21 protein-coding genes and 1 riboswitch are annotated in these 22,028 nt (G+C 65.9%); of the genes, 11 read left to right on the top strand and 10 right to left on the bottom strand.

Going from position 1 to position 22,028, the window contains the following annotated elements; translation table 11 throughout:
- Positions 1–126 precede the first annotated feature (126 nt).
- From E4L98_RS04445 to E4L98_RS04435, 3 genes are read left to right on the top strand one after another with little or no spacing between them, the layout of a single operon-like run.
- The gene (locus E4L98_RS04445) at positions 127–327 is read left to right on the top strand and encodes a DUF1656 domain-containing protein (RefSeq protein ID WP_135200366.1); all 201 of its coding nucleotides are present in this window, start codon (positions 127–129) and stop codon (positions 325–327) included.
- Positions 328–355: 28 nt separating this feature from the next.
- A complete protein-coding gene (locus E4L98_RS04440; RefSeq protein ID WP_135200365.1) occupies positions 356–1,216 on the top strand; it encodes an efflux RND transporter periplasmic adaptor subunit in 861 nt (286 codons plus the stop codon).
- Between the two features lie 8 nt (positions 1,217–1,224).
- Positions 1,225–2,154 (top strand): LysR family transcriptional regulator, encoded by a 930-nt coding sequence (locus E4L98_RS04435; RefSeq protein WP_229257242.1) that lies wholly within the window; start codon positions 1,225–1,227, stop codon positions 2,152–2,154.
- Here E4L98_RS04435 and E4L98_RS04430 read toward each other — a convergent pair.
- The 3 genes from E4L98_RS04430 to E4L98_RS04420 form a co-directional block, all read right to left on the bottom strand.
- Positions 2,114–2,596: an ester cyclase gene (locus E4L98_RS04430; RefSeq protein ID WP_135200364.1), complete on the bottom strand. Its 483-nt coding sequence runs from the start codon at positions 2,594–2,596 to the stop codon at positions 2,114–2,116. The two genes, E4L98_RS04435 and E4L98_RS04430, sit on opposite strands and share 41 nt — an antisense overlap.
- A gap of 92 nt (positions 2,597–2,688) precedes the next feature.
- Positions 2,689–3,408, bottom strand: coding sequence for a glycine betaine ABC transporter substrate-binding protein (locus E4L98_RS04425; protein ID WP_135200363.1), 720 nt, complete (start codon positions 3,406–3,408; stop codon positions 2,689–2,691).
- Complete coding sequence (locus E4L98_RS04420) at positions 3,405–4,496, bottom strand: L-dopachrome tautomerase-related protein (RefSeq protein WP_135200362.1); 1,092 nt, start codon at positions 4,494–4,496, stop codon at positions 3,405–3,407. Before E4L98_RS04420 ends, E4L98_RS04425 begins: the two co-directional genes overlap by 4 nt.
- 103 nt (positions 4,497–4,599) lie before the next feature.
- Here E4L98_RS04420 and E4L98_RS04415 point away from each other — a divergent pair, with 103 nt between their 5' ends.
- Positions 4,600–5,481, top strand: coding sequence for a LysR family transcriptional regulator (locus E4L98_RS04415; protein ID WP_135200361.1), 882 nt, complete (start codon positions 4,600–4,602; stop codon positions 5,479–5,481).
- Here the strand turns inward: E4L98_RS04415 and E4L98_RS04410 are convergent.
- The 5 genes from E4L98_RS04410 to E4L98_RS04390 all read right to left on the bottom strand — a co-directional run bounded on the left by E4L98_RS04410 (position 5,478) and on the right by E4L98_RS04390 (position 10,221).
- Positions 5,478–6,224: an SDR family oxidoreductase gene (locus E4L98_RS04410; protein ID WP_135200360.1), complete on the bottom strand. Its 747-nt coding sequence runs from the start codon at positions 6,222–6,224 to the stop codon at positions 5,478–5,480. The genes E4L98_RS04415 and E4L98_RS04410 overlap by 4 nt on opposite strands.
- Before the next feature lie 45 nt (positions 6,225–6,269).
- Positions 6,270–6,602: a hypothetical protein gene (locus E4L98_RS04405; protein WP_135200359.1), complete on the bottom strand. Its 333-nt coding sequence runs from the start codon at positions 6,600–6,602 to the stop codon at positions 6,270–6,272.
- Positions 6,603–6,625: 23 nt separating this feature from the next.
- Complete coding sequence (locus tag E4L98_RS04400; RefSeq protein ID WP_135200358.1) at positions 6,626–7,288, bottom strand: thiol:disulfide interchange protein DsbA/DsbL; 663 nt, start codon at positions 7,286–7,288, stop codon at positions 6,626–6,628.
- 81 nt (positions 7,289–7,369) lie between these two features.
- On the bottom strand, positions 7,370–8,239 hold the full coding sequence (locus E4L98_RS04395) for a cobalamin-binding protein (RefSeq protein WP_135200357.1): 870 nt from the start codon (positions 8,237–8,239) through the stop codon (positions 7,370–7,372).
- On the bottom strand, positions 8,239–10,221 hold the full coding sequence (locus E4L98_RS04390) for a TonB-dependent receptor (protein ID WP_135200356.1): 1,983 nt from the start codon (positions 10,219–10,221) through the stop codon (positions 8,239–8,241). Before E4L98_RS04390 ends, E4L98_RS04395 begins: the two co-directional genes overlap by 1 nt.
- A 69-nt stretch (positions 10,222–10,290) precedes the next feature.
- Positions 10,291–10,431: riboswitch (cobalamin riboswitch) on the bottom strand.
- Positions 10,432–10,548: 117 nt separating this feature from the next.
- Here E4L98_RS04390 and E4L98_RS04385 point away from each other — a divergent pair.
- Positions 10,549–11,346: a DODA-type extradiol aromatic ring-opening family dioxygenase gene (locus tag E4L98_RS04385; protein WP_135200355.1), complete on the top strand. Its 798-nt coding sequence runs from the start codon at positions 10,549–10,551 to the stop codon at positions 11,344–11,346.
- A 17-nt stretch (positions 11,347–11,363) separates the two neighbouring features.
- On the opposite strand, the gene ylqF is transcribed toward E4L98_RS04385, so the two are convergent.
- Positions 11,364–12,314, bottom strand: coding sequence for a ribosome biogenesis GTPase YlqF (gene ylqF, locus E4L98_RS04380; protein ID WP_135200354.1), 951 nt, complete (start codon positions 12,312–12,314; stop codon positions 11,364–11,366).
- A 134-nt stretch (positions 12,315–12,448) separates the two neighbouring features.
- Here ylqF and E4L98_RS04375 point away from each other — a divergent pair, with 134 nt between their 5' ends.
- Both E4L98_RS04375 and E4L98_RS04370 read left to right on the top strand, forming a co-directional pair.
- Complete coding sequence (locus E4L98_RS04375; RefSeq protein WP_135200353.1) at positions 12,449–14,434, top strand: OPT family oligopeptide transporter; 1,986 nt, start codon at positions 12,449–12,451, stop codon at positions 14,432–14,434.
- Between the two features lie 116 nt (positions 14,435–14,550).
- Positions 14,551–15,717, top strand: coding sequence for a zinc-dependent alcohol dehydrogenase (locus E4L98_RS04370; RefSeq protein WP_135200352.1), 1,167 nt, complete (start codon positions 14,551–14,553; stop codon positions 15,715–15,717).
- Here E4L98_RS04370 and E4L98_RS04365 read toward each other — a convergent pair.
- Positions 15,714–16,640, bottom strand: a complete 927-nt coding sequence (locus E4L98_RS04365; protein ID WP_135200351.1) for a histone deacetylase family protein — start codon at positions 16,638–16,640, stop codon at positions 15,714–15,716. The two genes, E4L98_RS04370 and E4L98_RS04365, sit on opposite strands and share 4 nt — an antisense overlap.
- A gap of 44 nt (positions 16,641–16,684) precedes the next feature.
- Here E4L98_RS04365 and E4L98_RS04360 point away from each other — a divergent pair, with 44 nt between their 5' ends.
- The 4 genes from E4L98_RS04360 to mltB are packed head-to-tail and all read left to right on the top strand — an operon-like array spanning position 16,685 to position 21,775.
- Complete coding sequence (locus E4L98_RS04360; RefSeq protein ID WP_135200350.1) at positions 16,685–17,605, top strand: AAA family ATPase; 921 nt, start codon at positions 16,685–16,687, stop codon at positions 17,603–17,605.
- 2 nt (positions 17,606–17,607) lie between these two features.
- A complete protein-coding gene (locus tag E4L98_RS04355) occupies positions 17,608–18,603 on the top strand; it encodes a DUF58 domain-containing protein (RefSeq protein WP_135200349.1) in 996 nt (331 codons plus the stop codon).
- Positions 18,600–20,624 carry a transglutaminase TgpA family protein gene (locus tag E4L98_RS04350; RefSeq protein ID WP_135200348.1) on the top strand — a complete coding sequence of 675 codons (2,025 nt, stop codon included), beginning with the start codon at positions 18,600–18,602 and terminating at the stop codon, positions 20,622–20,624. Before E4L98_RS04355 ends, E4L98_RS04350 begins: the two co-directional genes overlap by 4 nt.
- Positions 20,615–21,775, top strand: coding sequence for a lytic murein transglycosylase B (gene mltB, locus E4L98_RS04345; protein ID WP_135200347.1), 1,161 nt, complete (start codon positions 20,615–20,617; stop codon positions 21,773–21,775). Before E4L98_RS04350 ends, mltB begins: the two co-directional genes overlap by 10 nt.
- Positions 21,776–22,028: the final 253 nt, after the last annotated feature.

Here is a 22,028-nt window from a genome sequence, read left to right as displayed (position 1 = left end):
GCACCGCCGTGCGCGCCGCGCTGCCGGACGCCCAGCCGGAACGCCGCGCGCGCCTGGCCACCGCGCTGACCGATCTGCATTCCATCTACACGTCCTTGCTGGACCAGTTATCTACAGGAGAAATCCGTGCCTCGTGAAGTCGACTTTTTTGGCATCCTGCTGCCCGGCGTGCTGCCGGTGTTCCTGCTGAGCGCCCTGCTGCAGCTGGCGCTGGACGCGGTGCTCAGCCATGTCGGCGCCTATCGTCGCAGCTGGCATCCGGCGCTGGTGCGCCTGTGCATGTTCGTCTGCATCTTCAGCTTCCTGCTGGTCACGCTGTACAAATAAACCCAACCATTCTCTGCGAGTACCTTCTGTGAGCGCCTCTAAAATTTTCCGTTTTTGCCTGACCATGCTATTGCTGGCGGCGGCCCTGTGGATGGGCCGCTCGGCCTGGGATCACTACATGGAATCGGCCTGGACCCGCGATGGCCGCGTCAAGGCCGACGTGGTCACCATCAGCGCCGACGTCGCCGGCACCGTGACCGAAGTGCGGGTGCGCGACAACCAGCTGGTGCAGAAAGGCGATGTGCTGTTCGTGGTCGACAAGGCGCGCTATGAAAACGCGGTTCTACAGGCACGTTCCGTGCTGGCCATGCAGCAGGTCGAAAAGGGCCGCCGCGCCAGCGAGGCCAAACGCCGCGGTAGCCTGGACGATGCGGTCGTCTCGGCCGAAAGCAAGGAGACGGCGGAATTCGCGGTCGGCACCGCGTCGGCGCAGTATCAGGCCGCACTGTCCTCGGTGCACCTGGCCGAACTGAATCTGGAACGCACGGTGGTGCGCGCGCCGGTGACCGGCTATGTCACCAACCTGAATGTACACCCCGGCGATTTCGCCGCTGTCGGCGCGTCCAAGCTGGCGCTGGTGGACAGCGAGTCCTTCTACGTGGTCGGCTATTTTGAAGAAACCAAGCTGCCGCTGCTGAAACTGAACGACAAGGTGGACGTGCGCCTGATGAGCGGCGATACCCTGCTGCAGGGCCATATCGAAAGCATCGCGCGCGGCATCACCGACCGCGACGCCAACCTGGGCCGCGAGCTGCTGGCCGACGTCAATCCGACCTTCAACTGGGTGCGCCTGGCGCAGCGCGTGCCGGTGCGCGTCCACATCGACGCCAAGCCCAAGGACCTGGACCTGGTGGCCGGCACCACCTGCACCGTGGTGATTCATGGATAATAGGATTTATGAACACTTCAGACATCCAGGGCGGCACTGACCGGTTTTCGGTGATACGCCTGTTTCTCGACGCCGCCCAGTTGGGCAGCTTTTCGGCCGCCGGCCGCAAGCAGGGCATGTCGCCGGCGGCGGCCAGCGCCAGCATCCAGCGCCTGGAAGCGTCGCTGCAGGTCAAGCTGTTCGAGCGCACCACGCGCCAGCTGCGCCTGACCGAGGAAGGCAAGTTGTATCGCCACTTCAGCGAGCAGGCGATGGCGCTGATGGCGGAAGCGGAATCCAGCCTGCATGCCGGCACCGATTCCGTGCGCGGAGTGGTGAAGATTGCGGCGCCGTCCGACCTGGGACGCAATGTGCTGATGCCGATGCTGGATCAGTTCCGCCAGCAGCACCCGGAAGTGCAGTATGCGCTGACGCTGAGCGATAACACCTCCAACCTGGTGCAGGACGAGATCGACCTGGCGCTGCGCTACGGCCAGCTGGCCGACAGCGAAATGGTGGCACGCGTGCTGGCGCCGAGCCGGCGCGTGGTGTGCGCCGCGCCATCGCTGATATTGCAGACCGGCGGTCCGGCGGTACCGGAAGATCTGGCCACCCTGCCGACGCTGGTGCTGGTGACGGCGCTCGGCCCGATGCAGGAGTGGCGCTACTGCACCAACGACGAGGCCGACGAGCGCCGCACCGTGCGCGTGCGCCGCACGCAGCAGAGCAACGACGGCGAAATCATCCGCAAGTGGGCCATCGCCGGCCAGGGCTATGCCTACAAATCGATCCTCGACATCGCCGAGGATCTGCGCTGCGGACGGCTGGCGACGGTGCTGGACGAGTATTTCACCGACAGCGCGCCGCTGAATCTCCTCTACCACCGCAACCGCTACCAGCCGCCGCGCATCAAGCTGCTCATTGACTTCTTGATGGAGCGCTTTGCGGACCTGGGATGAGGCCCAGTTGCTGCATCAGGGTCAGGTTGTCCTCCAGGTGCCAGTTCTCGGCGATGCGGCCGTCCACCACGTGATACAGGTCGAAGGCCTGGAAGTCGATGGTCTGGCCCTGGCCCTGTACATCGCCGAATTTGCCGGTGAAGTGACCGCTGAAGTGCAGGCGTACCGACACCATGTCGCCGTTCGGCACGATGTGGGTGGCTTCGGCTTTCAGGTCCGGCACGGCGGTGCGGAAGAAGGCCGATGCTTGCAGCGGCCCCTCGACACCCTGCACGCGGCCGGCGGGCAAGGTGCGGTCGATAAAGTCCGGCGACAGCGCCTGGCGCGCCAGGGCCGCGTCGCCCGTATTCCAGAAGGCGGCATAGGTACGGGCGGCGTCGGTGACGGGTTCGGCGTGAGCGGCGCCGGCGATCAGCAGACTGGCGAGGATAGCGGGTTTCATGGTGGATTCCTGTTGGATGAGTTGATGGAGTTATTCTGCGCCCCGCCCGTACGCCTGAGAATGCGGCCGCGTGTTGAAGCACCTTCAAGCTGTCATTGAAGCTGGGCGTCGATCGCGGTCACCACGTCATTGCCCAGGTAAAGTCCTTCCAGCGCGCGGACGGTGGCGGCGTCCATTTTGGGCTCGGCATCGCGCCGCATCACCAGCGTGGCCGCGTCCTGTCCGCCCAGCATGCCCTTGGGTTCGTGCAGCGCGCGAATGCGTTGGCGCGCATGCAGGAATTGCGGATGCCAGAGCGGGATGATGGCCCACTCGCCCGCAGCCACCGCGCGCTCGTAGGTGCCGAAGCAGTCTTCCTCGCTGCCGCTCTGGAAGCGGTAGCCCAGCTCCGACAGGCCGTAAGCTTCCACCATGGCCGCCGAAAAACGGCTGATGCCGGCGCCGGGGTTGATGCCCTGGATGGCGCGCCGCATGCGCGCCAGCACCTCCGGCTTGCGCAGGTCGTCCACCGACGCCAGCACCTCTTCCGGCACGTAATCGGGCACGCCCCAGATGCAATACGGTTCGTACAGCACGGTCAGTTCGCGCACCTGGTCGCGGATCGGCGCAAGATACTTCTCATGGCTGGCCGGCAGCCAGGCGGAGGCCATCACATCGACCTCGCCGCGCCCCAGCATTTCGAACATTTTCTCGTGCGGCGCTTTAAGCATTTGCACCTCGTGGCCGTGCAGGCGCAGCAGCGCCGCCACCACTTCGGCACTGGCGGCATGGAAGGAAAGGTCGATGTGACCCAGACGTATCACCGGTTTCATTTCGCGCCTCCTTCCAGCTGCAGCGAATACAGCGTGACCGGCCACTGCACCTTGGACACACCCTGATTGAACAAGGCGCCACGGTCCATCTGCGGCACCGGCAGCCAGATGCGGTTGCGGGCGTCGATCACAGGCGCATCGACCCAGTGCAGGCGTTCGTCCTGAATCACGGTGCTGACCTTGCCGTCCGGCGTGCGTTTTTTCAGGCTGCTGGTTTTCAGGTCGGTGAAATACAGATTGCCTTTCGCATCCATGGCGGTGCCACCGACCGGCGGCAAGTCCGCCCAGGGCTGGACGGCACGTTCCAGCGTGGCCGCATCCACGGCCGGATCGTCCAGCAGCCGGGTTTCGATCTGCGACCAGGGGCCGGACAGCGGGCCGAAATACAGATGTTTGCCGTCGGGGCTGACCTCGAACGGATCGGCGTTGACGCGCAGCGGCGCGCCGTCGCCGCCGCGCACCACCGTGCCGGCGACATCGATCACGCGGTCCTTCGGTGCGGTGGTGGACGGCGAGCCATCGAGTACGCGGCGTGCCTGGCCGGTCTTCAGGTCCAGCACGATGATGCCGGGCTTGCCGGCGTCGGTCAGGTAGGCGTGGTCGCCATGAAAGCGGATGTCGTCCACGTAGCTGCCGGGCAGCTCCACGCCGGGGCCGAATTCATATACATGCTTGACGCGGTTGGTGCGCAGGTCGATCTGCACCGCCTTGGCACCGTGCGGCAGCGGATCGCCGCCGAAGTCGGGCGAGCCGCTGTCGATGGCCCACAGACTGCCCTTGCCGTCCAGGTGGATGGCGTTGACGTTGACGAAAGCAACGGCGTTGTTATCGCCCTTTCTCCAGCCGTTCCAGCCGGCGTCCGGATACGGCTGCGGCTTGCCGGCCTTGTCGAGCAGGCCCACCGCCGGCCCTTTCGATCCGGTCCAGCGCGGACCGGCGACGAACACGCGCTGGCCGTCCACGGCCACGCCATTCCAGATCATGCTGTCGCTTTGCGCTTCCACTTTCAGCGGCTCGGATGCCCGCGCGCCGACGCTCATGGCCAGGCTGACGCCGATGACCAGTTCCGCGATCAAGATGCGTTTCATGTTTTGCTCCTCGAATGATGAATGTGGCTAGGGTAGTTCATGCAAAACGCATTGAATACCCCTATAAATGAGTTATCATCATTCAAAAATGCATGAGCAAGCCATGAACGCCAACTGGGACGACCTGAAGATTTTTCTCGCCATCGCGCACAACGGTACGCTGGGCGCCGCCGCGCGCGCATTGGGCCAGTCGCAACCCACCATGGGCCGCCGCATCCGCGTGCTCGAAGAACAGCTGGGCTATACCTTGTTCCAGCGGACCGGTGACGGCTTCCTGCTGACGAGGGACGGTGAGGCCGTGCTTGAGCACGTGCAGCAGATGGCGCATGAGGCGGATGCCGTGGTCCGCAAATTGTCCGGCCGCCAGCAACTGGAAGGCCTGCTGCGGGTCTCCACCACCGAGTGGTTCGGCGCGCATCTGCTGGCGCCCATCTTTGCCCGCTTCAGTGTCGAGCATCCGGGCATGACCATAGAACTGGTCAGCGAGACGCGGCTGGTCAGCCTGGCGCGCCGCGAGGCCGACCTGGTGTTCCGCTTCCGCCAGTTCGACGAGCCGGACGTCATCCAGCGCAAGGCCATGCATGCGCCGTTTGGCGTGTACGCTTCCAGCGCCTACCTGCGGCAGGCAGGTAGGCCGCAGGCCGGCGGCGCGGACGGCGCGGGCCAGCGGCTGATCACGATGGATACCGCGTATGGCGATCTGGCGGACGTGCCGTGGTTACGGCGTCGCCTGCCCAAGGCCCACGTCGCGCTGCGCGCCAACAGCCGCGATGTACAGGCCAGCTTGTGCCGCAGCGGCGCCGGGCTGGCGGTGCTGCCACGCTGCATGGGCGACGCCGTGCGCGGCCTGCACCTGGTCGATCTGGGCGAGCCGCCACCGGGGCGCGACATCTGGGCCGGCTATCACAAGGACCTGAAACGCTCGCCGCGCCTGCGCGCGGTGCTGGACACCACCCTGGCGGCGCTGGAACAGCCCGAAGACTAACGCGCGCCGCCGGCGTCGACGATGGCGCCGCTGACGTAGGACGCCTGTGGACTCAGCAGCCACAGGATGGTCTCGGCGATTTCCTCCGGCTGGCCGCCGCGCTGCATCGGCACCGTGGAGGCCAGCTTGTCCACCCTGCCCGGATCGCCGCCGCTGGCGTGGATGTCGGTGTAGATGATCCCCGGCCGCACGCAGTTGACGCGGATGCCTTCGCCGCCGACTTCCTTCGACAGTCCCAGCGTCAGCACATCCACCGCGCCCTTGGACGCGGCATAGTCGACATACACATTGCCGCCGCCATGGCGCGACGCACCCGACGAAACGTTGACGATGGCCCCGCCCTGCCCGCCGCGCGCGGTGGACATGCGCCGCACCGCTTCGCGGCTGCACAGGAAGTAGCTGAGGATATTGGTGTCGAACACGCGCTTCAGCCGCGCCACCGACATATCGGCCAGCTTGCCCTGCTGTTCCAGCACGCCGACATTGTTGACCAGCGCGGTCAGCACCCCCAGTTCCTCGTCGATGGTGGTGAACAGGCGCAGCACGTCCGCCTCGACGCCGACGTCGGCCTGCACCGCAATCGCCTCGCCGCCCTCGGCCACGATCTGCGCACGCAACCGCTCGGCGGCGGCGGCATTGCTGTGGTAATTGATGCAGACCGCGTAGCCGCGGCGTGCCGCCATCAGGGCTGTCGCGCCGCCTATGCCACGGCTGCTGCCGGTCACCAGTATCACTTGCCTCATGCGCGCATCCTATGAAAAAAGCCCGCTGGACGCGGGCTTGCATGCTTATTTTTCAGGGCTGACGTGGCCGAGCGCATAGCTCAGATGCTCCCACCAGTGCTCGCGCGACTTCACCGTGCGCAGACACTTCTTATCCAGCTCGGTCTTGAAGATCGGGTCCATGCACTGCTTGGTCATCAGCGCGTTGCGCTGGTTCTCGGCGTTGACCAAGGCAAGGCACAGCCAGAAAATCAGGCCCAGAAAAATCACCACCAGGCTCCACGCCAGATGGTTGATATAGGCCCATTCAAACAAGGTTTCCAGCGCGGGCGAAGACTCCTTGTAGATCTTCATCACCTGGCCTTCGGCTTCCTCCTGCTCGTTTCTGGGGAATTTCATGTTCCTACCCGTCCTTCCTCGATTTACTTCTTGCCCGCGCGTTCCTGCAGCGACTTGGCGACCAGGCTGTCGGCGACCGCAAACATCGCGGCGTGCGCGGCAGGCGCCGAGTTCAGGCCATGGCCGGCCACCGCTGGCGAAGTGGTGTAATGACCGTCGATGACGATCGCCGGCACACTATCCAGTTTATACAAATTCGCGACTTGCACACCGCGTTTCAGTTTGGTTTGAACGCCGAACGAATTGATGGTTTCCTGGTACTTGGCCTTGTCCACACCGTTCTTGACCAGGAAGTCCAGCAGCGCCGCGTCGGTGTTCAGGCGGTTGTGGTCGACGTGGATGGCGCGGAAAATCTTCTGGTGCAGCTCATCGGTCAGCACGCCCATGGCTTCCAGCGTATAGAACGCCTTGGCCTGCGGGTCTTCCCCCATGTGCATGCGGCGGAACACGATCTTGTCGCTGTTCTTTTTCACCCATTCGGCCAGCGCCGGGTCCAGCGCGTTGCAGTGCGGGCAGTGGTACATGAAGAATTCCAGCACCTCGACCTTTTTGCCGGTGTCCGGACGCGGTGCGTTGACGGTGTTGAAATCGACGCCATCCTTGAAATCGGCGGCATGGGCGCCGGCGGCGACAGCCATGAAGGCGACGGTGGCAAGCAGGGGACGCAGGAAGCTCAGAAAGCGCATTATCTATCCTTCATGTAATGAGTGGCAAACGCGGGGAGATTACCACTTTTTTACCGCCTAGTCCTAGTCATTAAGCCCGTTTTAAGGACGGTGACGCCGGGCGGCCTCCAGCTTGTCGCACAAAACCGCGACGCCGGCCGCGATGCGCGGGGTGGCGCGCACCAGGGTTTCGCTGTCGAGCACGAACAGATTGCCGCGCTGGACCGCCAGCAAGCCCCTGTACGGCTGCCAGATCTGGATGCCGGCCTGGCTGTCGTGGCGCTCGCCGCCGATCACCGCCTCCGGGTTTTCCTGCAACACGGCTTCCGTGCTGACCTGGGGCGCGGCCACTTTCAGGCCGGCGAAGATGTTGCGTCCGCCGCACACCCGCAGCGCGTCGCTGACGATGTGCTCACCGTTCAGCGTGTACAGGGGCTTTTCCCAGATCTGATAGAACACCCGCACCGGCGGACGCTGCGCGTAGGTGGCGGTCAGTTGGGCGATTTTTTGCCGGTAGTCGCGCGCGGCCGCCTGCGCCGCCGGCTCGGTGCCGAGCAACTGGCCCAGACGGGTCAGGCTGGTGGCCACGTCGTCCAGCTTTTTCGGCTCGCTGTAGAAGAGCGGAATACCCAGGCTTTTCAGCTGCGCCAGCTGGCGTTCGGTATTCCCGCTCTGCCAGACCACCAACAGGTCGGGACGCAGCGCCAGCAGGCGCTCCAGGTCGATCTGCGCATCGCTGCCGATCACCGGGAGGCGCTTTGCCGCTTCCGGATAATCGCTGTAGTTCATGACGCCGACCACACGCTCGCCGCCGCCGGCCGCGAACAGCAGCTCGGTGATGTGCGGCGCGGTCGAGATCACGCGCTGGGCGGGCTTGGCCAGCGTGACGGTGTTGCCGGCATCGTCCCGCACGGTGATGGCGGCATGGGCGCTGCCGGCCAGCGCCAGCAGCGTGATGGCGGCGCGCCTCATCAGAAGTCGTAGCGCGCCGACAGTTTCAGCTGGCGGCCGTCGGAGGGATAGATGCCGGAGTACTGGCCATCGCGGCAGGAGTAGGCCTGCGAGTAGTAATGCTTGTCCGCCAGGTTCTGGCCGGAGACCGCCCATTCCCACTGGCCGAACTTGATCGCATAGCGTGCGTCCAGCGTGGTGTAGGACGGGATCTGGCCCGCGCAGCTGTTGGCGAAGTCGGAGCCGTAGCGCTGCTTGTCCACCCACTGCGCGCCGACGTCGGCGGTGTGGCCGCCGGCCGGCGTCCAACTCAGGCGCGCGGTCAGCACGTTCTTCGGCACCAGCACGATCTGCTTGCCGTCGTTGGCGCCGGCGCGGAAATTGGCGTCGACATGCTGGTAGTGCGCGCTGACGTTCCAGTCGCTGGCGATGCGCTGCTCGGCATCGAGCTCGAAGCCCTGGCGGCGCGTCGGATCCAGATTGGTGTTGGCGCCGAAGCCGAAGTTAAGGGTCGGATCGTAGAAGATCTCATTGGTCAGATTGTGGCGGAACAGGCGCGCGGTGATCTTCTGCATGGCATTGTTCCAGCTGGCGCCCAGCTCCGCATCGTGCGACTGCTGCGGTGCCAGCGGCTGGTTGAGCACCGGCGTGACGGCGTTTTCGTCCGAGTTGGCGACGCGGTAGCTTTGGCCGAATTTGCCGTACACGGTCAGGTTCGCGACCGGCATGTAGCTGGCCTGCAGCTCCCATGCGTTCAGGCCCTGCACCACGTTGTAACCGGTGGTGGCGTAGTTGACCGGATCACTGAAATCCTTGTCGAACAGCTCGCGGCGCACGCCCGCCGAAATGCGGCCGTCATGCTCAGCGTCGAAGCGCAGTTCGTCGCGCAGGTAGACGGCCTTGGATTTCTGGTTGGCCTCCGCCGAGGAATAAGGGAAGCCGCCGAACACGCCCAGGCCGGTGCGTTCCCATTTGATGAAGTCCAGACCCGCCACCAGCTCATTGATCATGCCGTTGACCGCGCCCAGCCTGCGCACGCGCGGTGAGAACTGCAATTGCTTGCTTTCATAGCTGGCGGTAGAGGCGCCAGCGCTGGAGAAGTAAGCCGAGTCCACCGTCTTCTTACGGTACGACAGATCGGCCGCCAGATCGTGGCCGTACAGGCGGTACTGGCCGAACACGGTCAGGCGGTCGCTGTCCAGCGAGCCGTGATCGTCCGGCGTCAGGGTCTGGCGCGGATTGGCCTGGAATTCCTCCAGCTTCAGCGAGCCGGCAAAACGCGAATCCTGGCGCGCTCCCTCGTAGCGGAAACCGATGCGGTCGAACTGATTGGCGAACCACTGCGCACCGCCGCTGAACTGCGTCTGTTTGAATTCGTTGTTATCGCGATAGTTGTCAGTGCGCTGGTGGCCGAGCGTGGCGTCGGCCGCGAAACCTTCCCAGGCCTGAGCGCCGGAGACGCGCACCTCGCCGGCGTTGAACTGGCCGCCCTCGACGAACACGCTGGCGCGGCTGGTATTCTTGCCCGGACGTTTGGTGACGATGTTGATCACACCGGCGGTGGCGCCATCGCCATACAGCACACTGGCGCCGCCGCGCAGAATCTCGATGCGGTCCACGGTGTCGATCGGGATGGTCGACAGGACGGCGTTGCTCAGTTCATTCTCCGACAAGCGGACGCCATCCAGCACGATCACCAGATTCTGGCTGCTGTTGGTGCCGAAGCCGCGCAGGTCCAGGCCGAAATCCGGACTGCCGTCCAGGCTCTGGCGGCCGTAGACGCCGCCGATCTTGCGGATGGCCGAATTGACGTCATTGGCGCCGGCACGGCGGATCTCGTCGGCGCCGATGATGGTGGCGCCGATTGGTGCCAGCTCCGGCGTGGCGTCGAAGCGCGCGCCGGTGACCACCACCGAGGCCACATCTTCGGCCATCGCGGTCGCGGCAAAGCACAGGGAAACGGCAGCTGCCAGCAGCTGCGGACGGAAGGCGGAGGAAATCATATAAATCGTTTTCGCTAGAAGACATCCGTCCTGCGTCCCCGCAGAACCGGAAGCGTACGGAAGCCGCGGCGGCTCCCCCCTCGTCTGGCCGGTATCCGGGCTGGCAGGACGTGATCCTGCGTTACCGTTGCGGGGGCAGCACACCTTAGCCGGCACGGATTCCGTGCAGCGGCCCTGTGTTTCCCAGGCGCCAGAACAGCCGAGATTATACGCCTGTCAACGGCCAGGTCGGCAATCATTCACAATTTAGATATGATCCATCTATATTTCCTACATTGATTGCGGCAGGTTGAGTGTTTATATTGGACGTTGAAAGGAACTCCCACTATGAGCACACTCCCTACCTACTTCCTGTCGCACGGCGGCGGCCCGTGGCCCTTCATGATGGACCAGGTCGGCGACCGCTACGGCAAACTGGACGCCTCGCTGCGCGACATCCCGTGCCAGATCGGCGTCACGCCCAAGGCGGTGCTGGTCATCACCGCGCACTGGGAAGGCCGCGACTTCATGCTGTCCGCCTCGCCCAAGCCGCCGATGATCTACGACTACGGAGGCTTCCCGCCGCACACCTACGAGGTGCAATACCCGGCGCCGGGCTCGCCGGAGCTGGCGGCGCAGGTACAGCAATTGCTGGAAGCGGGCGGCCACCGCGCCGTGCTGGACCCGCAGCGCGGCTATGACCACGGCACCTTCAGCGCCATGTATCCTGTGTACCCCAAGGCGGACGTGCCGATCGTGCAACTGTCGCTGAAATACGGCCTCGATCCGCAGACGCACGTAGAAGTCGGCCGCCTGCTGGCGCCGCTGCGCGACCAGGGCGTACTGATCATCGGCAGTGGCCTGAGCTACCACAACCTGCGCGCCTTCAACGCCCAGGGCGCGGCCGCGTCGCACGCCTTCGACCAATGGCTGCAGCAGACCATGGCGCTGCCGCCGGCGCAACGCACAGCACAACTGCTGGAGTGGGAACGCGCGCCGGCCGCACGCATGGCCCATCCGCGCGAAGAACACCTGCTGCCGCTGATGGTGGTGCTGGGCGCGGCCGAAACCGACACCGCCAGCATGCCCTACCACGAAGACGCCTTCATGGGCGCCCTCGCCGTCAGCAGCTTCCGCTTCGGCTGACGGAGTCGGGCCCGATCTTAGGTGCCGCGCTTGCCGTTGGCGGCGGCGCGGGCTTTTTCGGCGGCGATGGCGGCTTTTTCGGCGGCTTTCTGCGCCACCGCTTCGGCGTGCGCGGCCAGGCGCACTGCGCGCGTCTGCGGCGTTTCCAGCGAGATGCGGCCCAAGGCGCCACTGCGGTAGTCGCCCAGGAAGGTGTGCGCGGCTTTTTCGTAATCGAGGTCGCCACCCTTCTGGCGGAAGCCGCGCTTGATGCCGACGCCTTCCACTACGCCGATCGCGTCCATCCGGTCGATTTCCTTGAAGCCGTAGCGCGCCACCAGCAGCTCGGGATAACTCACCAGCAGCTCGCCGGCCAGGAATTCCGCCACTTCTTCTTCAATCAGCGCGTTGGTGCCGATGGCGTGGCTGGCGGCCAGCATCAGGCCGTCGCTCGGCAGTTCGATCTTCGGCCACAGCATGCCGGGGGTGTCGACCAGCACGGTGTTCTTGTCCAGGTAGAGCTTTTGCTGCGCCTTGGTCACCGCCGGTTCGTCGCCGACTTTCGCCACGCGTTTTTTCAGCAGCGCGTTCATCAGCGTCGATTTGCCGACGTTGGGAATTCCCATGATCATCATGCGCAGCGGCTTGGTCGGCACGCCGCGGTGCGGCGCCAGCTGCTTGGCCAGGTCCAGGATGCGGGCGACGTCGCCCGGCTTCTTGGTGGTCATGGCATAGGCGGTCACGCCTTCCTGCGCGTTGTAGTAGGCGCTCCAGGCGCTGGTGGCGGCCGGATCCGCCAGGTCGATCTTGTTGAGGATTTTCAGGCACGGACGCTGGCGGAACTTGCGCAGTTCTTCCACCATCGGGTTGGTGCTGGCCTCGGGCAGGCGCGCGTCGACCACTTCGATCACCAGATCGATGTTCTCCATCTGTTCCGCCGCCTTCTTTTTGGCGGCGTTCATGTGCCCCGGGTACCATTGTATCGACATGCTCTGACCTTCAAAATCGTTCTGACAATCCGCTATTTTACCCTCTGCCCCGTCCGGGATTCGTTTATCATGGGGCGCTTTTCCCCTTTTCTGCTTAAACAAATAATAATCTTTCACAAACCGGAGTGCTGAAGATGAGCATAGCTGCACCGTCCACCCCGAAGGAAATCACCCTTCGCGGGATTATTCTGGGCATTCTGATCACGCTGATATTCACGGCCGCCCAGGTCTACCTGGGGCTGAAGGTGGGCCTGACTTTCGCCACCTCGATCCCCGCCGCGGTGATTTCGATGGCGCTGCTGAGCGCCTTCAAGGATGCCACCATCCAGGAAAACAACATCGTTCAGACCATCGCCTCGGCCGCCGGCACGCTGGCGTCGGTGATCTTCGTGCTGCCTGGCCTGCTGATGATAGGCTGGTGGGCGCACGTGCCGTTCTGGCCGACCTTCGGCGCCTGCGCCATCGGCGGCGTGCTGGGGGTGATGTACACGGTGCCGCTGCGCCGCGCGCTGGTGTCGCAGTCCGACCTGCCCTATCCGGAGGGCGTCGCCGCGGCCGAGGTGCTGAAAGTCGGCATGGCCTCGCGCGAGGGCGCGGCCGAGGGCAAGGCCGGCCTGCGCGCCGTGATCTGGGGCAGCGTGACGTCGGCGCTGTTCGCCGCCGGCGCCGCCGCCAAGCTGCTGGCCGCCGAGGTGTCGATCTACTTCCGCACCGGTACGGGCGCCACCGGCGTCGGCGCATCGAGCTCGCTGGCGCTGATCGGCGCCGGCCACCTGATGGGCATCACCGTCGGTGTCGCCATGGGCGTGGGCACCATTATCGCCTGGGGCATCCTGGTGCCGATCATGACCTCGCTGACGCCGGCCGCCGCCGGCATGTCGGCCGCCGACCATGCGCTCAGCATCTGGTCCAAGGAAGTGCGCATGATGGGCGCCGGCGTGATCGGCATCGCCGCCATCATCACGCTGGCCGGCCTGGCCAAGCCGATTCTGGGCGGCCTGAAGTCGGCCATGGAAACCGCGCGCAAGGCCAAACTGGACGGCGCGGTGCTGGACCGCACGGAGATGGACCTGCCGATCTTTATCGTCGGCCTGGTGACGCTGATCGCCATGGTGCCGGCCGGCTGGCTGCTGGCCAGCTTCCTGCAGGGCGGCGTGCTGGCCTCGCTGACGCTGCCGCTGGTGGCGGTGGGCGTCGGCTACATCCTGATCGCCGGCATGTTCGCCGCCGCCGTCTGCGGTTACATGGCGGGCCTGATCGGTTCCTCGAATTCGCCGGTGTCCGGCATCGCCATCCTGACCATTCTCGGCGCCGCGCTCAGCGTCGGCATGGTCGGCCGCGCGGTGATGGGACCGGAGGTGGCGCAATCGCTGATCGCGTTCGCGCTGTTCGTCACCACCGTGGTGCTGGCGGTGGCGGTGATCGGTAACGACAACCTGCAGGATCTGAAGACCGGCCAGTTGGTCAACGCCACGCCGTGGAAGCAGCAGGTCGGCCTGCTGATCGGTGTCGCCGCCGGCTCCTGCGTGGTGCCGCCGGTGCTGGAACTGCTGAACCACGCCAACGGCTTCCAGGGCGCGCCGAATCTGGATTCGATCTCGGACCAGCCGCTGGCCGCGCCGCAGGCGCTGCTGATTTCGACCCTGGCCAAGGGCGTCATCGGCGGCAACCTGCAGTGGGATCTGCTCGGCTACGGCGTGCTGATCGGCCTGGTGCTGGTGTTGATCAACTTCGCGCTGAAGAAGTCCAGCAACGACAAGTACAGCCTGCCGCCGCTGGGCGTGGGCCTGGCGATTTACCTGCCGAGCGCGGTCATCACGCCGGTGGTGATCGGCGCCGTCACCGGCTGGCTGTTCGACCGCGCGGTCGAGAAGAAGGTCGGCGGCGAGGCGGCCAAGCGCATCGGCGTGCTGGTGATGTCCGGCTTCATCGTCGGCGAGAGTCTGTTCAACGTCGCGCTGGCCGGCCTGATCGTCCTGTCGGGCAAGGGTGAACCGCTGGCCATCGCCAACGGCATGAGCGAAGGCCAGGGCATGACCGTGGCGCTGATCGTCGGCGCCGCCATCGTCTGGGGCCTGTACCGCTGGTCGGCCCGCAACGGCCAGGCGGTGCACGGCTGATCCGCGCGCCCGGCCGGCGCCTAGTCCTGCTCCTACGCCGCCTTAGCCAGTGCGCTGACAGCGCGCGGCGGCGGCGCGCTGCATGATGGTCACTCCCACTGCTTATGGAGGCCACCATGCGCGCGCTTGTCTACCACTCGGCACACGACGTCAAGGTCGATACCGTGCCCGATCCCACCCTGCAGGAGGCCGACGACGTCATCCTGCGCATCACCGCCACCGCCATCTGCGGTTCCGACCTGCACCTCTACCGCGGCAAGGTGCCGGGGCTGATTGCCGGCGACATCCTCGGCCATGAATTCATGGGCGAAGTGGTCGAGACCGGGCCGGGCGTGACGGCGCTGCAGCGCGGCGACCGGGTGGTGGTGCCGTTCGTGATCGCCTGCGGCCAGTGCCACTTCTGCAACCTGCACCTGTATTCGGCCTGCGAAACCACCAATCCCGACCAGGGCACGCTGCTCAACAAGAAGTCGCTGCGGCCCGGCGCCGCCATGTTCGGCTACACCCACAACTACGGCGGCGTGCCGGGCGGCCAGGCCGAATACGTGCGCGTGCCGAAGGCGAACACGGGACCGATCAGGATCCCGCCCGCGCTCAGCGACGAACAGGTGCTGTTCCTCAGCGATATCCTGCCGACCGGCTACCAGGCGGTGCTCAACACCGAGCTCAAGCCCGGCGGCAGCCTGGCCATCTTCGGCGCCGGTCCGGTCGGACTGATGGCGGCCGCGTGCGCGCGCATGCTGGGCGCGGACACCATCTTCATGGTCGATCACCACGAATACCGCCTGCAGTTCGCGCGCGAGGCCTACGGCGTGGTGCCGGTCAATTTCGACAAGCTCGATGCGGCCGAGGTGATCATCGCGCACACCGCCAACCGCGGCGTCGACGGCGTGATCGACGCCATCGGCTTCGAGGCCAAGGGCAGCGCGCTGGAAACCGCGCTCACCAATCTCAAACTGGAAGGCAGCAGCGGCGCGGCCCTGCGCCAGTGCATCGCGGCGGTACGGCGCGGCGGCGTGGTCAGCGTCCCCGGCGTGTACGCGGGCTTCATCCACGGCTTCATGTTCGGCGACGCCTTCGAGAAAGGCATCACCATCCGCGGCGGCCAGACCCACGTGCAGCGCTACATGCCCGAGCTGCTCGAGCATATCCGCGAAGGCCGGCTGCACCCGGACAGCATCATCACCCACCGCCTGCCGCTGGAGCAGGCGGCCGAGGGTTACCGCATCTTCGACAAGAAGCAGGAGGATTGCCGCAAGGTGATCCTGCGGCCGGGGACTTAAAGCTCGGCCAGCGCCTTCAGATGGGCCACCACGCTGCGGCCCAGCGCCGACAGGTTGTAGCCGCCTTCCAGGCAGCTGACGATGCGGCCCTGCGCGTACTGGCGCGCCACCGCCATGATCTGGTCGGTGATCCAGGCGTAATCGGCTTCGACCAGGCCCATGCCGCCGATGTCGTCTTCGCGGTGGGCGTCGAAGCCGGCCGAGATGAAGATCATCTCCGGCTTGAACGCGTGCAGCGCCGGCAGCCACTGCCCGCTGACCACCTGGCGCACCGCCTCGCCCTTGGTGTAGGCCGGCACCGGCACGTTGACCATGTGGTCGGTGATCGGCTTGGGATCGGTGTAGGGATACAGCGGGTGCTGGAAGAAGCTCACCATCAGCACGCGCGGCTCGTCGAGGAAGGATTCCTCGGTGCCGTTGCCGTGATGGACGTCGAAGTCGACGATGGCCACGCGCCGCAGGCCGCGCACGTCCAGCGCGTGGCGCGCGGCGATGGCGACGTTGTTGAACAGGCAGAAGCCCATCGGCTCCACCGGCCGCGCGTGGTGGCCGGGCGGACGCACCGAGCAGAAGGCGTTGTCGATCTCGCCGTCGAGCACCGCATTGGTGGCGGCCACCGCGGCGCCGGCCGCGCGCTGGGCCGCGCGCCAGCTCCAGGCGTTGAGCGAGGTGTCGCCATCGATCGGATAGGTGTCGCCCTCGGCCGGCACGTTGTCGCGCACGATGGCGATGGCGTTCTTGCTGTGGTTGCGCTCGATATCGGCAAGGTCCGCCAGCGGCGCCTCGCGGTATTCCAGCAGGTCGGCGATGTGCGAGCCGATCAGCTGGTCGGAAATCGCCTGCAGGCGGGCCGGCGCCTCGGGATGCCAGTCGCCCATGTCGTGGCGCAGACAATCGGGATGGCTGTAAATGGCAGTAGTCATGTGTTATAGAATCTCCCCACAGGTGCTAATCTACCATACATATCATGACCACAAAATTGCATGCGGTAGCACGCCAGGTGGGCGACATCATCGTCGGCAAGGATTTGCAAATCCGGCAAGCGCTGGCCTGCCTGCTGGCCGGCGGCCATCTGCTGGTGGAGGACGTGCCGGGCGTGGGCAAGACCACGCTGGCCCATGCGCTGGCGATTTCGCTGGGGCTGCGCTTCAATCGCATCCAGTTCACCAGCGACCTGCTGCCGGCCGACGTCAATGGCATTTCCATCTATGAGCGCGAGCGCAACGGTTTCATGTTCCATCCGGGGCCGATCTTTACCCAGGTGCTGCTGGCCGACGAGATCAACCGCGCCACGCCCAAGACGCAATCGGGCCTGCTGGAGGCGATGGAAGAGCGCCAGGTCAGCGCCGACGGCGTGACGCGGCCGCTGCCCGCGCCTTTCTTCGTGATCGCCACCCAGAATCCGACCCATCAAATCGGCACCTTCCCGCTGCCGGAATCGCAGCTCGACCGTTTTCTGATGTGCCTTTCATTGGGCTATCCGGATGCGGCGGCCGAGCGCGCGCTGCTGATGGGCGAAGACCGCCGCGTGCTGCTGCAATCGCTGCCGGCGGCGATGACGGGCGACGAGCTGGCCGCGGCGCAGCAGGACCTGAAACAGCTGCACACCTCCCCGGCGCTGATCGATTATGTGCAGGCGCTGGCGGCGGCGTCGCGCCAGAACGGCATGTTCGCCGAAGGATTGAGCCCGCGCGCCGCCATCGCGCTGCTGCAGGCGGCGCGCGCCTGGGCCGCCCTCGAGGGACGCGATCATGTGCTGCCGGAAGACGTGCAGGCGGTGCTGGTGCCGGTATGCGCGCACCGCCTGCGGCCGCTGAAATCGGCGCACGGCGTGGCCCTGGCCAGCCGCGACCTGGTGCTGCAGTTGCAGGAATCGGTGCCGGTCTGATCATGGTGGCGGCGCTGCGCACGCTGTACCGCAAGGGCCGGGACAAATGGCTGTTCCAGCTGCGCGACAGCGAGCCGGGCACGGTGGTGCTGACCATGCGCCGCGTGTTCATCCTGCCCACCCGCGCCGGACTGGCGTTTGCGGTGCTGCTGCTGGTGATGCTGATCGGCGCGCTCAACTACAACCTGGGGCTGGGCTTCGCGCTGACGTTTTTCACCGGCGCCTGCGCGGTGGCGGACATGTATCTGACGGCGAAGAATCTGGCCTTCCTGCAGCTGTCGGCGGGGCGTGCGCAAGCGGTGTTCGCCGGCGAGGAGGCGCAGTTCGAGCTGTTTCTGCATAACAGCAGCCGCCAGGACCGCTTTGCCGTGTGGCTGGGCTTTCAGGCCGATGGCGAGCCGCGCCAGGCGGTCGATGTGCCGGCCGCCGGCAGCGCGGCACTGCGGCTGTCGGCGTCGACGCGCCATCGCGGCTGGCTGACGGCGCCGCGCGTACGGCTGGTGACGCGGTTCCCGCTCGGCCTGTTCCGCGCCTGGAGCTACTGGCTGCCGGCGGCGCGCGTGCTGGTGTATCCGGCGCCAGAGTGGCCGGCGGCGCCGCTGCCGTCCACCGGTGCGGCCAGCGAGGATGGGCATGGCACGGTGGGGCTGGACAATTTTGCCGGCATCCGCAGCTACCAGCCCGGCGATCCGATGCGGCACCTGGCGTGGCGCCAGATCGCGCGCCACGACCCGGCGCTGGGCGGGCAGCTGGTGACCAAGCATTTCGAAGGCGGCGCCGTGGCCGAGCTGACACTGGACTTCGCCGCGCTGCCGGCGCGGATGGACATCGAGGATAAATTGTCGCGCATGGCGAGCTGGGTGCTGGACGCGGAACAGCGCGCGCTGCCCTACCGCTTCCGGCTGGCGCATCACGACCATGGCCCCGCCCTCGGCGACGCCCATCGCGCCGCCTGTCTCGAGGCGCTGGCCTTGTTCGGCAAGGAGGGCGAACCATGAGCGGCGCACGGCGCGGCGGCCTGAGCGCGCGGCTGGCGCTGCGGCTGACGCGCGACAAGGCGGACACGCTGCTGCTGCTGGCCGCCGCGCTGATGGTGCTGGCGCCGCACTTCGATCACCTGCCGTTGTGGATCAGCGCCCTCGCCTGCACCACGCTGGCCTGGCGCGCGACGCTCACCTGGCTGGGCCGGCGCCAGCCGCCGGCCTGGCTGCTGCTGCCGATCGCGGTGGCGGCCATGTTCGGCGTCTACCGCACCTTCCACACCCTGCTCGGCCGCGACGCCGGCGTCGCCATGCTGGTGCTGCTGCTGACCTTCAAGCTGCTGGAAATGCACGCCAGGCGCGACCTGTTCGTGGTGGTGTTCCTGTGCTTCTTCGTCCTGCTGACCAGCTTCTTCTACTCGCAGGCCATGCCCACCGCGCTGTGGATGGCGCTGACGCTGGCGGTGCTGCTGACGGCCCAGCAATCGTTCCAGTACACCGGCGCCGCGCCGCCGTTGCGGCAGCGCCTGCGCATCACGGCCAAGGTCTGCGCGCTGGCCGCGCCGCTGGCGCTGCTGCTGTTTATCGGCTTCCCGCGCATCCAGGGACCGCTGTGGGGCATGCCGGGCGACGCCGCCGCCCGCACCGGTCTGAGCGACAGCATGGCGCCCGGCAGCCTGTCGTCGCTGGCGCAGTCCGACGAGGTGGCGTTCCGCGTACGCTTCCTGGGCACGACGCCGGCGCAACCGCGGCTGTACTGGCGCAGCATCGTGCTGGGCGACTACGACGGCCGCACCTGGACCCGCGTGCCGCGCAAGCGTGGCCTGCAGCGGCTGGACGTGGCGATCCGCGCGCGCGGCCAGCCGGTACGCTATGAAGTCACCATGGAAGCCAGCAACACGCCCTGGCTGGCGTTGCTGGAACTGGTCGGTCCCGACCTGCGCATCCCCGGCCTGCGCCTGCGCGACACCGACGAGATGGAGCAGTACAGCGCCGATCCCATCAGCCGGCGCATCCGCTTCGACGCGGCCAGCTATCCGGACTACGAGCTGCAGGCCGGCGAGCGTCCCGAACGCATGACGCGCTGGCTGGAACTGCCGGCCGGCTTCAACCCGCGCACGCTGGCGCTGGCGCGGCAGCTGCGCGCCGCCCGGCCGGACGCCGACGCCGCGCAACTCAGCCAGGCGGTGCTGGACCGCTTCCGCCACGGCGGCTACAGCTACACGCTGGAACCGCCGCTGCTGGGCCGCGACGCCGTCGACGGCTTCCTGTTCGACAGCAAGGCCGGCTTTTGCGAGCATTACGCCGGCGCCTACGTGGTGCTGATGCGCGCCATGGGGGTGCACGCGCGCGTGGTCACCGGCTACCAGGGCGGCGAACGCAATCCCATTGACGGCTACCTGACCGTGCGCCAGTCCGACGCCCACGCCTGGGCCGAGATCTGGCAGCCCGGCAGCGGCTGGCGGCGCGCCGATCCCACCGCCGCCGTCGCCCCCGAGCGCGTGCAGCGCAGCCTGGCGCGGGCGCTGCCGCAGCCGGCCGCGTTCGGCCTGGGGCCCTTGATCGACCTGCAGAACGATCCCGATTCGTGGCTGGCGCAACTCAGATACCGCTATTCCGCGTTGAATAATTCTTGGAATCAATGGGTACTGGATTACAATCCCGATAGGCAGCGAAGTTTCCTCGAAGAACTAAGCGCCGCTTTCGTCAACTGGCGCACAGCCGGGGCGGCCCTGTTGGTGGCAGGCTTGCTGTACGCGTGGCGCCGACGCCGGCGGGGTCGGCCGGCCGATGCGCTGGATGGCGTGTACGCCGCGTTTTGCCGCCAGCAGGCGCGCCACGGTTATGCGCGCGGCGCGGCCGAAGGGCCGCAGCGTTACGCGGCGCGGCTGCGCGGCATGCCGGCCACCGAGGAAAAACACGCCGCCATGCAGCAGTTTTTGCACCTGTACAGCATGCTGAAATATGGCGCTGGCGGGACCGAATCACGCTCGGCGTCGCTGGCGACGCTGAACCACTTGTTACGTTTATGCCGATGAAGACTTTGCTTACCGCCCTGCTGCTGAGCGCAGCCACGATCGCCGCCGCCGCCCCGGTCGATCCCTACGGCTACAAACTGCCGCCCAGCATGCAGACCAAAAAGAAGAAAGCCGCGGCCAAGCCGAAAAAGCCGGTCGTGCCCGCCATCGACTACACCGGCGAATACGTCAACTTCGGCGACTGGAAAGAGGTGCGCGCCTTCCTCGACGACGTCGCCGCGCGCGACGGCTTCAACCGCGCCGAGCTGGACACGCTGATCAACCAGGTGCGCTACGTCGATGCGGCCATACAGCTGGTCAAGCCGGCGCCGCCCGGCAAACCCAAGAACTGGCAAGCCTACAGCAAGCTGATGATCGACCCGACCCGCGTCGATGGCGGCGTGCGCTTCTGGAATGACAACGCCGAGGCGCTGGCGCGCGCCGAATCGCTGTACGGCGTGCCGGCCGAAATCCTGGTCGGCATCATCGGCATCGAGACGGTGTATGGCCGCAATACCGGCCGCTTCCGCGTGCTGGATGCGCTGACCTCGCTGGCGTTCTCCTATCCCGAGGCGCCGCAGCAGCGCGAACGCATGGCCTTCTTCAAGGGCGAGCTGGAAGCCACCCTGCTGTTCGCGCGCCAGACCGGCATCGACCCGCTGTCGCTGAAAGGCTCGTTTGCGGGCGCGGTCGGCATGCCGCAATTCATGCCGAGCAGCCTGATGAAATACGCCGTGGACTTCGACGGCAGCGGCCAGATCGACCTGCTGAACTCGCCGGTGGATGCGATCGGCAGCGTCGCGGCCTTCCTGGTCGCGCACGGCTGGGACCGCGAACGCGGCGGCCCGCTGGTGTACGCCGCCAATGTGTCCGCCAATCGCACGTGGGAAAATATGTTGAATCAGGGATTGTTGCCCAAATATAGCGTGCAGGAACTGAATGCCGCCGGCGTGACCACCGCCACACCGCTGCCGACCCAGCAGACCTACGGCCTGGTGGACCTGCAAAATGGCGCCGAGGCGACCGAGTACTGGCTGGCCAACACGAATTTCTACGCCATCACCCAATACAACCGCAGCTATTTTTATGCGATGTCGGTGGTGGAACTGGGACGGGCGATCAAGCTGTCGCGCGGCGCCAATCCGCCGTCCGGCGTGGCTTCAGGGATGTAAGGAACGGTAAAACCGCTTGAAGTGTGAACTTGCCCACAGTATTGTTTAGTTGACACTTGGAAATAATTTGTCCACACTGCACACTGAAGCAGGACAAAGTGGGCTGCTTTACAACGGAATTGTTATACAATTAACTTTAATCGTTCATCAAAAGTGCGCACAGGCAGCTTAGCACACAAGTCGGTGTATAATTCTCACACAATGTTGCAGTCGGACAACAATACTCTGTGGGAAGACGAAAATTTCGTATTGC

The organism is Duganella callida, from assembly GCF_004614165.1.
In the GTDB taxonomy this organism is placed as follows: domain Bacteria; phylum Pseudomonadota; class Gammaproteobacteria; order Burkholderiales; family Burkholderiaceae_D; genus Rugamonas; species Rugamonas callida.
The sequence above is the reverse complement of the archived record's forward strand: the minus strand, read 5'-3'. Positions and strand labels throughout refer to the sequence as shown.

Excerpts from the sequence above, each read along its gene's own strand:
- E4L98_RS04390 (WP_135200356.1), bottom strand. The coding sequence starts at position 10,221 with ATGATTTCCTCCGCCTTCCGTCCGCAGCTGCTGGCAGCTGCCGTTTCC.
- E4L98_RS04375 (WP_135200353.1), top strand. The coding sequence starts at position 12,449 with ATGAGCATAGCTGCACCGTCCACCCCGAAGGAAATCACCCTTCGCGGG.
- E4L98_RS04420 (WP_135200362.1), bottom strand. The coding sequence starts at position 4,496 with ATGAAACGCATCTTGATCGCGGAACTGGTCATCGGCGTCAGCCTGGCC.
- E4L98_RS04360 (WP_135200350.1), top strand. The coding sequence starts at position 16,685 with ATGACCACAAAATTGCATGCGGTAGCACGCCAGGTGGGCGACATCATC.
- E4L98_RS04400 (WP_135200358.1), bottom strand. The coding sequence starts at position 7,288 with ATGCGCTTTCTGAGCTTCCTGCGTCCCCTGCTTGCCACCGTCGCCTTC.
- E4L98_RS04435 (WP_229257242.1), top strand. The coding sequence starts at position 1,225 with ATGAACACTTCAGACATCCAGGGCGGCACTGACCGGTTTTCGGTGATA.
- E4L98_RS04410 (WP_135200360.1), bottom strand. The coding sequence starts at position 6,224 with ATGAGGCAAGTGATACTGGTGACCGGCAGCAGCCGTGGCATAGGCGGC.
- ylqF (WP_135200354.1), bottom strand. The coding sequence starts at position 12,314 with ATGTCGATACAATGGTACCCGGGGCACATGAACGCCGCCAAAAAGAAG.
- E4L98_RS04430 (WP_135200364.1), bottom strand. The coding sequence starts at position 2,596 with ATGAAACCCGCTATCCTCGCCAGTCTGCTGATCGCCGGCGCCGCTCAC.
- E4L98_RS04415 (WP_135200361.1), top strand. The coding sequence starts at position 4,600 with ATGAACGCCAACTGGGACGACCTGAAGATTTTTCTCGCCATCGCGCAC.
- E4L98_RS04395 (WP_135200357.1), bottom strand. The coding sequence starts at position 8,239 with ATGAGGCGCGCCGCCATCACGCTGCTGGCGCTGGCCGGCAGCGCCCAT.
- E4L98_RS04355 (WP_135200349.1), top strand. The coding sequence starts at position 17,608 with ATGGTGGCGGCGCTGCGCACGCTGTACCGCAAGGGCCGGGACAAATGG.
- E4L98_RS04350 (WP_135200348.1), top strand. The coding sequence starts at position 18,600 with ATGAGCGGCGCACGGCGCGGCGGCCTGAGCGCGCGGCTGGCGCTGCGG.
- E4L98_RS04365 (WP_135200351.1), bottom strand. The coding sequence starts at position 16,640 with ATGACTACTGCCATTTACAGCCATCCCGATTGTCTGCGCCACGACATG.
- E4L98_RS04405 (WP_135200359.1), bottom strand. The coding sequence starts at position 6,602 with ATGAAATTCCCCAGAAACGAGCAGGAGGAAGCCGAAGGCCAGGTGATG.
- E4L98_RS04370 (WP_135200352.1), top strand. The coding sequence starts at position 14,551 with ATGCGCGCGCTTGTCTACCACTCGGCACACGACGTCAAGGTCGATACC.
- E4L98_RS04425 (WP_135200363.1), bottom strand. The coding sequence starts at position 3,408 with ATGAAACCGGTGATACGTCTGGGTCACATCGACCTTTCCTTCCATGCC.
- mltB (WP_135200347.1), top strand. The coding sequence starts at position 20,615 with ATGCCGATGAAGACTTTGCTTACCGCCCTGCTGCTGAGCGCAGCCACG.
- E4L98_RS04385 (WP_135200355.1), top strand. The coding sequence starts at position 10,549 with ATGAGCACACTCCCTACCTACTTCCTGTCGCACGGCGGCGGCCCGTGG.